Origin of the sequence: uncultured Nostoc sp. (assembly GCF_964245445.1) — a bacterium.
In the GTDB taxonomy this organism is placed as follows: Bacteria; Cyanobacteriota; Cyanobacteriia; order Cyanobacteriales; family Nostocaceae; genus Nostoc.
Genome location: NZ_CAXTNE010000043.1, coordinates 27,536 through 38,135 on the forward strand (window position 1 = coordinate 27,536; position 10,600 = coordinate 38,135).

Annotated in this window: 13 protein-coding genes; 8 read left to right on the forward strand and 5 right to left on the reverse strand. The window is 43.3% G+C overall.

The window, feature by feature from the left end:
- Both ACFE90_RS10440 and mobC read right to left on the reverse strand, forming a co-directional pair.
- Positions 1–1,149, reverse strand: a 1,149-nt coding sequence (locus tag ACFE90_RS10440) for a relaxase/mobilization nuclease domain-containing protein (RefSeq protein WP_375500161.1), incomplete at its 3' end; no start/stop codon positions are given.
- Complete coding sequence (gene mobC, locus ACFE90_RS10445; protein WP_375500163.1) at positions 1,127–1,579, reverse strand: plasmid mobilization relaxosome protein MobC; 453 nt, start codon at positions 1,577–1,579, stop codon at positions 1,127–1,129. The genes ACFE90_RS10440 and mobC, both read right to left, overlap by 23 nt.
- A 236-nt stretch (positions 1,580–1,815) precedes the next feature.
- Between mobC and ACFE90_RS10450 the strand changes: the two genes are divergently transcribed.
- From ACFE90_RS10450 to ACFE90_RS10465, 4 genes are all read left to right on the forward strand, one after another.
- Positions 1,816–2,013, forward strand: coding sequence for a hypothetical protein (locus ACFE90_RS10450; RefSeq protein ID WP_375500165.1), 198 nt, complete (start codon positions 1,816–1,818; stop codon positions 2,011–2,013).
- A 119-nt stretch (positions 2,014–2,132) separates the two neighbouring features.
- Entirely contained in the window at positions 2,133–2,627 is a 495-nt protein-coding gene (locus tag ACFE90_RS10455; protein ID WP_375500167.1) for a hypothetical protein, read from the forward strand.
- Positions 2,624–3,445 (forward strand): hypothetical protein, encoded by an 822-nt coding sequence (locus ACFE90_RS10460; RefSeq protein WP_375500169.1) that lies wholly within the window; start codon positions 2,624–2,626, stop codon positions 3,443–3,445. The genes ACFE90_RS10455 and ACFE90_RS10460 overlap by 4 nt, the downstream gene beginning before the upstream one ends.
- The gene (locus ACFE90_RS10465; protein ID WP_375500171.1) at positions 3,429–4,175 is read left to right on the forward strand and encodes a hypothetical protein; all 747 of its coding nucleotides are present in this window, start codon (positions 3,429–3,431) and stop codon (positions 4,173–4,175) included. The genes ACFE90_RS10460 and ACFE90_RS10465 overlap by 17 nt, the downstream gene beginning before the upstream one ends.
- Before the next feature lie 116 nt (positions 4,176–4,291).
- Here ACFE90_RS10465 and ACFE90_RS10470 read toward each other — a convergent pair whose 3' ends face one another.
- The 3 genes from ACFE90_RS10470 to ACFE90_RS10480 all read right to left on the reverse strand — a co-directional run bounded on the left by ACFE90_RS10470 (position 4,292) and on the right by ACFE90_RS10480 (position 8,413).
- The gene (locus tag ACFE90_RS10470) at positions 4,292–4,657 is read right to left on the reverse strand and encodes a hypothetical protein (protein WP_375500173.1); all 366 of its coding nucleotides are present in this window, start codon (positions 4,655–4,657) and stop codon (positions 4,292–4,294) included.
- 415 nt (positions 4,658–5,072) lie between these two features.
- Positions 5,073–7,793: a DUF3854 domain-containing protein gene (locus tag ACFE90_RS10475; protein WP_375500175.1), complete on the reverse strand. Its 2,721-nt coding sequence runs from the start codon at positions 7,791–7,793 to the stop codon at positions 5,073–5,075.
- Positions 7,794–8,098: 305 nt separating this feature from the next.
- Positions 8,099–8,413: a helix-turn-helix domain-containing protein gene (locus ACFE90_RS10480; protein ID WP_375500177.1), complete on the reverse strand. Its 315-nt coding sequence runs from the start codon at positions 8,411–8,413 to the stop codon at positions 8,099–8,101.
- A gap of 160 nt (positions 8,414–8,573) precedes the next feature.
- Here ACFE90_RS10480 and ACFE90_RS10485 point away from each other — a divergent pair, with 160 nt between their 5' ends.
- From ACFE90_RS10485 to ACFE90_RS10500, 4 genes are all read left to right on the forward strand, one after another.
- On the forward strand, positions 8,574–8,840 hold the full coding sequence (locus ACFE90_RS10485) for a hypothetical protein (protein WP_073642923.1): 267 nt from the start codon (positions 8,574–8,576) through the stop codon (positions 8,838–8,840).
- Positions 8,810–9,322: a hypothetical protein gene (locus ACFE90_RS10490; RefSeq protein WP_375500179.1), complete on the forward strand. Its 513-nt coding sequence runs from the start codon at positions 8,810–8,812 to the stop codon at positions 9,320–9,322. The genes ACFE90_RS10485 and ACFE90_RS10490 overlap by 31 nt, the downstream gene beginning before the upstream one ends.
- 569 nt (positions 9,323–9,891) lie before the next feature.
- Positions 9,892–10,401 (forward strand): hypothetical protein, encoded by a 510-nt coding sequence (locus ACFE90_RS10495; RefSeq protein ID WP_375500181.1) that lies wholly within the window; start codon positions 9,892–9,894, stop codon positions 10,399–10,401.
- Between the two features lie 12 nt (positions 10,402–10,413).
- Positions 10,414–10,600, forward strand: a 187-nt coding sequence (locus ACFE90_RS10500) for a hypothetical protein (protein WP_375500183.1), incomplete at its 3' end; no start/stop codon positions are given.

The following is a 10,600-nucleotide window of genomic DNA, read 5'->3' on the forward strand; positions in this document are numbered from 1 at the left end:
TAATTGTGGTAACGTTTCAACCAAGGCATCATCAACTGCTGACTGTTCAATAAAGTTAGAGATTGTATTTATGAGTTCTGAACTTGCTCGTTGTTTTGCATCTGATTTAGCTTGGTTTAGCTGGTGTTTAGTTTCGGCTATAGCTTGAGCTTCTTTCGGGAAGATGGTTGATATTAGTTGTTGATTAACTGGCTTATTATCTAAAGATTCCAAGAAAGTATTTAAACGTTTAATTTCGCTATCGTCCCGTTTGGGGTAGTAGTTTATCCCCAATTCGGACTGGAGCTTTGTAAAGGAACACTTATATTTATTGAGATTACCTCCCTGTTTCCAGAGCAAACGGGGGCTACCATCTTCATTAACTGAGCCAATATCAATACCAAATTTAATACCCCTTACCCCGCCATGACCGTAATAACTAACGATAGCTTTGACTTGATGCTCTCTCCACAACTGCTCAATTAGCTGGGGCATTGTGGGTTTATTTACTGCCACTTGCTCAATTGCTCGGCGCATTATTTCTTCGCCGGGAAGTCCATCGTGTTCGACCCGTTCAAGCTGATTACGAGTCATAGCCTTTTGCTTACTTTCCCAACTACTTTGGACTGGGGTTAGCTGAAATTCTCGCTCTAGTAGTCGGGCGGAGTGTTCCGAATGGGCGTAATTGTTCCAGGTACGAATAGATTTACCATCTAGGTTATTAACTCTAGATGCAACAATGTGGGTGTGGTCGTGTTCTTTGTCTGAGTGCCGGGCTATAAAGAAGTCATAAGCTGGTAATTCTGATTCTATAAACTCATCAACTAGATGGTTCATTTTGGTATCAACTATCCTTTTATCTGGCTGTTTGACTTGGGATTCATCACCTTGAAGCCGCGACAACACAATGACATTCGCAAAGTGCCGTTGGGATAGATTAGCTAATTCGTCATCATTTAGCGTTCTATCATTTTTCGGTACACTAAGCATTAAGTGATAGCAAGGGTCTTTTAGCTGGGGGTTAAGGTGGGCTGATAGGGTAAACTGTTCTACCAGTTCATTAGTGCTTTGACCGTACATATTCCCGCCAATAATTTTGGCTTTCTCTTTCTCAAGCACATATTTAGTAGTGCCACGGAATGATTTGTTAGCTTTGACTTTGGTAATCATTGCGCTGCGCCTCTACCGTAGGTTGAGTGAGTGATTGGCGAGTCTGTTCTAAAAGCGCTGTCAGTTCTTCAAGAGTTTTCAGATATGATTTCACCTCCACCGTCAACGGTTGACTACCAATTTTCACAGCTTCATTAATAGCTCTAGTCTGTTGGTTTAGGTTATTGCCAATCTTTTTTAATTCATAGATAGCCTGTCGGTTAACTTCGGGAATGATTAATTTAGGATGTGGTAAAGGGTAGTCAAATAATCTCGCTCTAATATAATCGCTTTGCACCACTCCACTGCACCGTTGCTCTAACCTAGCTTTCTCGGCATAGCTAGCCCTAAACGTGATGGTTACTTCTCGCTTAGAATCTGGTGCTACTGACCGATTGGTTAATGTGTCAGCTAGTTGATTACTGAGATTGGTACGAGGGTCGGCTTGCATAACTAGTTAGGAGTTTGATTATTTGAATTTTTCTTTTTCACCGGGTTATTCGCTGTAGCTGCTACGGCGCTTTGCGCCGAGCAGGTAGGCGAATAACCCGGAACCTCTTGTTGACTTCTCTTCCCCTTTAATAGACCTGTTCGAGGGGGGTTTGGGGGACACCCCCAACAAGCAACCACGCCGCTTTACCCGGAGGGTAAAGTAGCACGTAGTGCGTTACGGCGTATTGCTTGCCTATGCCCCCACGACGGGCTAGGGTAAACCAGAACCAGGGGGCACAACGGGAGACTGGGGGAGTACGAGACTTTGGCGAACCACGATTGACTCTGTGCAACAACCTCGGTGTAACCGGGGGCAGGGTCTATTTAACAATGCTGCCAACAGCCTTTGATACTAAGAATGTTGATTCATGGGTAACTGCTTTTTTAGACTAGTCTACCTCACGAAGAAACAAACCCTTTCTTGTTGATATTCGTCACATCACGACAAGAAACTTAAACTTTTTCTGACCACGTTTTTTTTACAATGGAATAATTTATTACTATTGCTAGATATGCCGCGCAAACCGAAAGCTGTTCCTTTATCAAAAATAGAAGATATTCAAACCAGTCTCAAACAGAAAGCGGCAACACCTAAAACCATCAGTCTGTCAGATTTAGTTCTCAGTTTGGCTAAACCTATTCAAGAGATGTTAGACGCTGGCTACTCTTATGAAGATGTTTCTGATGTGTTTAAAGGTCATGGGGTAGAACTAGCGGCCAGTGGTCTGAAGAGTTTTCATAAAAAAGCTTCAACAGTAATGGAGAATAGTTCGAGTAATTCATCATCATCTAAAGCGGTTGAAGAATCAGTTAATTCTGACTCCGAGCCAGAATTAACTGATTCTTCAACCTCAAATAATGACTCGGTTTTACCAGTAGAGCCGGATAGTTCACCAATTGATAGTAGTGAACCATCCGGCTCATCATCAACTAAAACTAGTAAACGAAAGAAAGCAAATACTAATACTTCTTCCCAATTTAATATCACTGATAGGAGTGAATTATGAAACGTATCGTGATGATACTGGGGGGCAAGGGTGGTACAGGTAAGACTGCCTTTACTCGCTTGCTATTGGATGTAATGCACTTAAAGGGCATTAACTATCTAGCTTATGATGCAGATACAGAGAATCCTGAACTGTACGAGTACTATCAAAACTTTGGCTCAGGGGTAAGGCTGCTGAATTTCCTGGAGGTGGCAGAGGCGAAACGCTTCTTTACGGAAATCAAAGCCGAATCACCGGACTCAATAATAGTAGATATGCCGGGGGCATCAAGCAATAAAACCAGGGAGATTATCAGTAAGTTTGGGCTATTCAAAATTGCAGGTGATTTGGGTTATCGAGTAACGCTGGTGACTGTGCTTAACCTTGGTTATTCAGTCATCACTAGCTTAAAAACTATGGCTGAATTCTGCGGCGCTCAAGCAGATTATGTAATAGTGAAAAATCTGTGTTGGGATAAAGGTTCAGGTTTTCAGCGTTGGGAGAACAGTAAAACATCGGGAGCGATAGCCGAACTAAAAGGCATAGAAATAGAAATGCCAGAGCTAGACTACTCGACCTTTGACACGTTGACAGAGAAAGGTCTACCTTACTCGGCTGCTACTGAAGAGAATGGTTTTCCTTTTGGGGATTACCTGCTAGTGAGTGGATTTTTGGATCAGGCGAAACCAGAGCTTGAAAAAGCTGGAGCTTATCTAGGGTTACAACAACTAGAAGTTCTGGTTGCTGCTGAGTCGAACACCTCAACTTCAAAGCAAGCGAAAGTCACTGCGTCTACTTCTCGTCGGGGTCAAAAGAAAACTAATGAGCAACAACAATAATGGCAACGGCAATCACAGCAATCTTCATCCTGAAACTGCCGATTCGATAGAGAGCAGTGATCTGGGTGAGGTAAAGATAGCACTGGGAAGATTATATAGAGAGTTTGACAGTTTTAAGCAATCACAGAAAACTGAACGCGAAAGAGATAGGGCAGAGTTACAAGCATGGGCGCAAACGAATTTAATTCAGAATCAACTCCTCAGCAAAGCGATGGTGACAATCGAGATGCTGACGACCGAATTGAAGAATCAGAATCTCTCCTCGAACGAGTTCGAGCAGAGCAACGAGAATTTGAGGCAAGAATTAACTCACTTACTGAGTCAGTCACAGAGTATAAGCAAATCCTCATCGACATTAGAGAGCTTAGAATTCAAAGGGCTAAAGACCGAAATATCACAGTTAAAGTCGAACTGGAACGATCTGTTGATTCACACGAAGAACTTGACTACGGTTATTCAGGAGTTGAAGAACAGCCCTCCCCCCAAACCCATCACCATAGAGAAAGAGGTTTATCGCGCTGAACCCATAGGAAAATATGGGACGATGGGGTTGTTTTCTGCATTATTTAGTTTGTCAATTTTCTTTCTACTCAATCAATTTATTCCAGTAAAAATATCGGATGATTTCAATAATTATCTACAAGCTATTTGGTCACGCACAGGTTTTACTAATACCAAGTTACAGCGCGTTGAACGATATCTTGGTACTGACCCTAACCGCAAAAGATAAGTGGATTTTAGCTACGATTATTTGATTGTTTTTGCCGTTGTATTCAACTTGATAAGTTGTTTTAGCACCGCATCTTATTCTAGTAGTGCGGTTATTTTTTTCAGAAATCAGTAGATTTAACTCAGTTTTGGGCTGAACTTTTTCCCAGATTCTTCGTCTACCATCTGTTGAATATCGGGATGGAGGTAGTATCCTCCATCCCGAAAAACTAAAGTTTTCTGGTCAATCAAAGATTGCAAAACTCTATCAAACTGCTCTGTGGTAAACAGGTACTTAGCTGGATTAAAACCCCTGTTGATGAAATGCACACTGCCCATAAACAATCGTTTGTAATCGTGGATATTTCCAAGCTGCACACCCCAAACTATGGCAGGCGGTAAAGCCTCATCTTTGGGTTGTACTGCTCCTGCCATCAGTATTGTTTCTTCAGTAATACCGTTACCACTCCTGGCAATTTTTTTACGCCGTTGTGCTTTCCCCATGTTTAATCCTCACTGCAAAACAATAAGCCTACTCTTGTTACATGACCAAGCCCCGTTGGGGCGGGGTGTCGGGTGTCGGGTGTGGGGGAAGAAATAGCCCCAACAACATAGATTCGGTACAAGCCCCGTCTTTTAAAACGATTGCGTTGGTCAGGGTTTCAAGCCCAGACCTTTGCCGTCTTCCCTACACCCAACACCCTACCCCCCACACCCTTCTTCTTGACACTTGTAATAGATGTGGTTTAAGGCTAGTTAATCAAGTCAAAGACAAATCAAGTAAAAATTTTACCTTTATAATGCTCAGTTTTAACGCTCCTGACAACGCCCTTTTTACCGTCAATAGCCAGCCCTAAAGTATGGGAACGATCTAACTCGTGTCCAATATTTAATACTAAAGACTGGATCTGTTTTCTAATCAAATGCCCAACCAAGGGCGCAGATGAGCGCGTCTAACCCTCACCCCTGGCTGAGTCTTAGTACCAATACGGATATCGTTTGATTGTCCGCATTCCCAGATGTAAAATAGTTCGCCGTTGTAATCAGCTAATGAATCTGCCCCTAATCGCCATACGCTATTAGCTGCGTCCTTAATATATTGGAGTCGTTCAGGGCTGAAGCCTTTGACTATTTGCTGTAATTCAGCACTATCAAGGCTTAGAACGATTTCGCCCAAGGCTGACTTGTTTTCCCAAGCCTCAATAATTCGTTGTGTGGTGCTGACTTCTTTTTGTGTGGTGCTGGCATGGGTGCTGGCTGAAACTCTTGCTGGTGCTGGATGTGCTGACTGTGCTGGCTTATCCTCCTGATTTTGACTGCTAGTAGTGTCCATCAAGTAGTGTTGGTTGGTGGTGTCAACTGCATTACTATTAGCAAAAAGGTCAGCACCGCCTTGAAAATCAGCACTATCAACACTTTCGGTTAGCATTTCAGTCAGCACTGGGTTAGCACTACTGTTACTAAGGTCAGCATTTAGGTCAGCATCTTTTTCTGACACTAAGAGCGGAAAGTCATGTCCTGGTTGCCGAATAGCAATTTTAGTGATAAAACGTCCTTTCTTGTTTCTGACTTTTGCGGCATTAATATTGAGTTGAGACTTCAGCAGATTGAGCAAAATTGCTGAGAATCGTTGCTTGGTCATGATGCCGTGAGAGTTACGCTGCGCCCATTCGCAGTAGTTAGGATAGAGGAACAATTCAGCACTTTGACCGTTATCACCGATTTGCGTTTGTGCGTTTAGGTCATAGTAAAGACAGTCATTAGCCCAATCCGCCAGAGGATTAGTGCTTAATAATACCTCTGTGCTAAATGAGGCGAGTGAAGGTACTAGTTTGTTAGTGTCGCCCACATAAGCGGCGACATCTTTTGCTGGCATCTCTAAAACCCATTGCAATACCCCAGGCAAGTATGGTTGAAATTCCTTTTCTAAAGGGCGGCGCTCATTTTGAGGAACCACCCGCTCAAAAGGCATTGATAGACGACGGCGGGCCAGCGCGTTAGTGTAATCACTGCTTTGAATGATTTCGTTAGCGGCAATCCAGACCACGCCACTAAATCTAAAACTGCCTGTTTGCTGGATTCCTTTTTTCTCGTGTCGCAGATCATCATCGCCGGTCAATTTCTTGAGAGTGCTAACATCACCTGTGTAGCGCTCAGAGTCAGTGATAAACACAGCTTTCTTGCCGTAGAGAGCAGCAGTTTCAAAGCGGTTTTGCTCCAACTGCTTCAGTTCTGTAATTGCATAGTTTTCCCTGCCAAGTAGCGCTTGTACCAGCCGTAATAGAGTACCTTTGCCAGTGCCGCCAGCGCCCACTAGTTCCATGAATCGTTGTAACTCTCCGCCGCGTTCGGTGACGGTCGCATTGATGCCAGCGCGAATTACTTGCACCCAGTCAGCTTTACCTTCGCAAGCTTCGAGCAACCATTCTTTAACTGTTTCACAACCTACACTGCGGTCAGCCCATTTAAAAGGTAGCTGACTAAGCATTCTGTATCCCGGCTCATGTGGATACTCTTTGAGGGTATTAACATCAAGCACACAATCCTGAAGACAAATAAAGCCTTTGCGGACTTCCCAGTGATTAACCCTGAGCTTGGCCTTGAGTAAAGTCAAAACGCCGTTGACAAACTTGCTGGAAAAATGGCGTGTCCGCGTTTCTAACTCTGTTAAAACAATTGACATCGCCTCTTCGACGGGAATTTCACCCCAGACCCCGCGTTTATTTTCTGCTTCATACCAGTACCAAGCTTTGTTTGCTACGTGCCAAGCAAGACGAGCGCGGTAATCTTCGGCGATTTGTGCAGCAAAAACCGACTCTGACAAGGTTTTGTTATCAGAATCGTCTTCTTTGAACTGACGTTCCCAAGTTTCAAAGTTAACAGCTAATCGTAACACTTTGTCTCTGAAAGCGTCGCCGCCGTTGGACTGAATGTAATCGTCCATCCCTTTCCCCTCTGCTGCACTCCATAAGCCTGTGGCAATGTACACAGGCACTTTAAACTTAGCTAATTGACAAGCCAGTTTTCTCTGTGCTGCAATCACATTTTTGTTAGCTTTGGTGGATTCGTCGGCATCAAATGCAATAATCCATCCAAACTTAGCACGGGCTAACAATTCTAAGGTATCGACTAGGTAACGTTTGCTTTGTGGGTCATTTTTGGCGGATGTTAATCCCTGTTCAACACCAGCGAGGGCAACTGTGGGGAATCCGTTAGAACAGCCGGCTAGAGCCTTAAATAGCCCCTCAGAGAGAAGTAAGCAGGGATGACCGTTTATGTGATAGCAAAGTGCTTTGAGCGCCTCTAAATCCTTCCAGTAGCCTGGATTATGAGGATGACGGGGTAGCATTGCATCGTATTCTTCCCTAGTGGCTGTCCGATATTTGGCCGCTTTCTTCTCGTCTGGGCTTTTCCAGGGCTTGTTAGGGCGGTACTGCCCAAAACCGTTGCTTCCTTCTAGCCAGATACCAGCAGAAAGCGCTGTGTATCCTAAGCGCTGGGTCGCTTCTTTGATTTCCATTGAGCGACAGTTAACAGCTATCCACTCAGGACACAAGCCCCGGTTTGTTACGCACTCCTTATAATGTCTGTCTGTAAGTCTATTAGCAGTCAGCGTTGCAGTTGTCTGTGTATGATTCACTTTTTCTTACTCCGAATTTTTCAAAATCCGGGTAACTTCTTATTGCAACACGACCGCACAACTAGTTAACATAGAGTTAGCGATCGCGGTTCCGAAAAGTCCTACCACAGACAATTCGTTTCGGAGTTACCCGTGAGAATTTTTCAAATGATGGAACCCGCTTAACTTCCCGGTCGAGCGGGTTTCGTCATTTTTGAAAGAGTTTACCTAATAGGTGTATGGGAATTTCCATCATCAAGCTACATCCTTTACTGTGAAGCCCTTGCTACATTTTTGAATTAACAGCCAACGGTCAGAGTCTTCGCTTAATCTTCGCTCCATTCCAACAACTCACAGGGCTGGATTTTATAACAGTCACAGATTTTGTTAAGTGCTATTCCATTGGGTATTTGCTCATGATTGTCGCACAGTGCGTACACTGTGGTTTTTGATAGTCCCGTCTCTTTCATAAATTGATAGCGTGTGATTTTGAGCTTTTCTTCAATAAACCTCCTCACAGTGTTACGAACTGGCATAGCAACGTGTCTGGTATTATCAGACTCCCATTTAACACTATGCCAGTTAAGCTTGCAATTGTCGGCTAGCTTTATATGGTCATTTATCTTGACATTGCAACTCATCCTGTACTAATATCATAGTGCCTGGGTTATTGATGCGTCAATAACTCAGGCGAACACGATTATTTAGCTACGAACACAGGTTATCTGCATAGCGGTCGCTTTATATCTGCGGTCGCGGGAATTGTGCGTGTCTGAACCTTGAAAACTACATAGACCAAGTATGGATATCGATATTAAAAAGTTGCCTTTTTCAGTTTGGTGGCAAATCTCAGAAATCAATGGAACTTGGGCAACTGTCGCTTTCAAAAGATGGACACAGACTGTAGACGCAAGCATCCTGCAAGCAATGAATCTTGAGGAATGCTTGCGGTTGCAGACACTCTCAACTACAGCTTTGAGTGGGCTTGTAAGCAATTCAAAGTCCACAGAAATAAACAAAAAGAAGGATAAAGATTTATGCTCCACCAAAACCAATTACGAAGGTTAGAAGCAGTAGATCGCTGGCTCAGAGAAATCCGAGATTCAGAAGAATTCAGACAACTAGAATACTCTCCAGATGTGATGATAGGGGATGCAATACAAGCAGTGGGCGAACTACTTGACTTTCACGTTCATTGTGATTCCAAGCCCTTGAATTTTACTAATGAAGAGTGGCATTCATATCTAGAACAAAAGCCAGTAATGCACATTCGCCGTGTAATTACTTGGCGTGAAAAGATTAACTCATTCATTCAAGATGCTGCGTCAGAAGTAGCAATTCTGAGCTTACTAACAACAGGTTTTATGGTAGTTGGTACTATCTTTTGTCACGGCGTTGATCGCATTGAAGAAAGTAGAGGCGACCAATATCAACCCACATGGATCTACAACGCCAAAATTTTTGAAGGAAGTGCTATCGCATCAATTGCGGTCTTCTTGGGTGCAAGCTTAACAGGCGCGTGTGTCGCGGGAGATAAAAATGATGATTGATAAAGAGCTTGTAGGATGCGTCACGCTATTGAGCCAGAGCAAAACTTACTGGATTAATGGAACCCTGTACAGATATTTAACCAGTAGCGACAGTATCAGATACACCCAGTACTATTTCCGCCCTTTAGCGCGTCAGTCTAAGACTGCTGACTTAAAGCTCAATCGTGACAAGGTGCTAAGGCGCTGCTACGAAGTGCCGAGCTTATATAAACAGCACACAGCAGAGATAACTAAGAACTCAATACAGTTGAGTTTGTTCTAACTCGGAGCGATAAATTTTTCCCATACATGAATGCTCTAACTAGGCTTACTGGGGCGTATTCATGGGGGTAAACGAGAAAGTGTCAGTATGTCTTAAAAGCTGACAAAGCCTGTTATTACGTGGTTATAGACGACAAACTTTGGGTTTTAAAGCCCGTCCAAAGTCCAAGATCCAAGGTTATTGATAGTCGTCAGACTCAGGACTATATCAAATACCTCTCTTCAGACTCAGGGCTATATCAAATACCTTGGCATAACCGGATGTCCAGTTAATTTTTGACCAACTTAAATAGTAGTACGGAGGTAGTGTGACAACAAAAGTATATTCAGCTAAGTATCGCCACCTGAAACAGATTTATCAGCGCGAGATGGGTAAAGAAATTTCAGATATCACTTGGTATCGAGTAGTAGCTTTTCTCAAACAGCGTTTTAGCTTAGATGTGGAATCAGCTTCGGCTCAAAAAATAGTTGAGACATTTGCAGGAATTCGGCGGCGTTACGGTGCGCTAACCCCTGCTAGCAAAGGATTTAATGAGCGTTGGCAAGTTTTCAAGCACTTTTATGAATTAGACGCTAGTTACAACGGCAAGAGTTTTTTAGTTGCGCTGGCAGACTATTTAAAAATCAACCTTGACGACGTACCGCGCAGCACTCGTTACTACTGGTTTGAGAAAGCCGGACTATCTTTCAGTGCTGAAAATATTTACCACTGCAAGGATTTAGCCCTTGTTGCGTTTATTGCTGCTAAATGGGCAATTAACAAGCGTTCGCAAACGATGAAATCCGCAACCATCGAAGTTTTAACACTAGCCCTTTAAGGAGCAATTATCATGTCTGACAAATTTACTAATAACGTCCGCGCTCGTTTGTACAAACAGGGTTATCAAGGATTTACTAAAGACGATTATACGTCGGCAGCGATCGCTGTCGAGTGCGATGACCTTGACAATCCCACCAAAGACCAATTGAGTCAAGCCGTTGACTATCTCAAAGTCAAATCGACAAGCCAATTATCTG

What these genes read in the sequence shown, in the direction of transcription:
- ACFE90_RS10470 (WP_375500173.1), bottom strand. Translation starts at nt 4,657, where the DNA reads ATGGGGAAAGCACAACGGCGTAAAAAAATTGCCAGGAGTGGTAACGGT.
- ACFE90_RS10480 (WP_375500177.1), bottom strand. Translation starts at nt 8,413, where the DNA reads ATGAGTTGCAATGTCAAGATAAATGACCATATAAAGCTAGCCGACAAT.
- ACFE90_RS10460 (WP_375500169.1), top strand. Translation starts at nt 2,624, where the DNA reads ATGAAACGTATCGTGATGATACTGGGGGGCAAGGGTGGTACAGGTAAG.
- ACFE90_RS10485 (WP_073642923.1), top strand. Translation starts at nt 8,574, where the DNA reads ATGGATATCGATATTAAAAAGTTGCCTTTTTCAGTTTGGTGGCAAATC.
- ACFE90_RS10490 (WP_375500179.1), top strand. Translation starts at nt 8,810, where the DNA reads ATGCTCCACCAAAACCAATTACGAAGGTTAGAAGCAGTAGATCGCTGG.
- ACFE90_RS10455 (WP_375500167.1), top strand. Translation starts at nt 2,133, where the DNA reads ATGCCGCGCAAACCGAAAGCTGTTCCTTTATCAAAAATAGAAGATATT.
- ACFE90_RS10450 (WP_375500165.1), top strand. Translation starts at nt 1,816, where the DNA reads ATGCCCCCACGACGGGCTAGGGTAAACCAGAACCAGGGGGCACAACGG.
- ACFE90_RS10465 (WP_375500171.1), top strand. Translation starts at nt 3,429, where the DNA reads ATGAGCAACAACAATAATGGCAACGGCAATCACAGCAATCTTCATCCT.
- mobC (WP_375500163.1), bottom strand. Translation starts at nt 1,579, where the DNA reads ATGCAAGCCGACCCTCGTACCAATCTCAGTAATCAACTAGCTGACACA.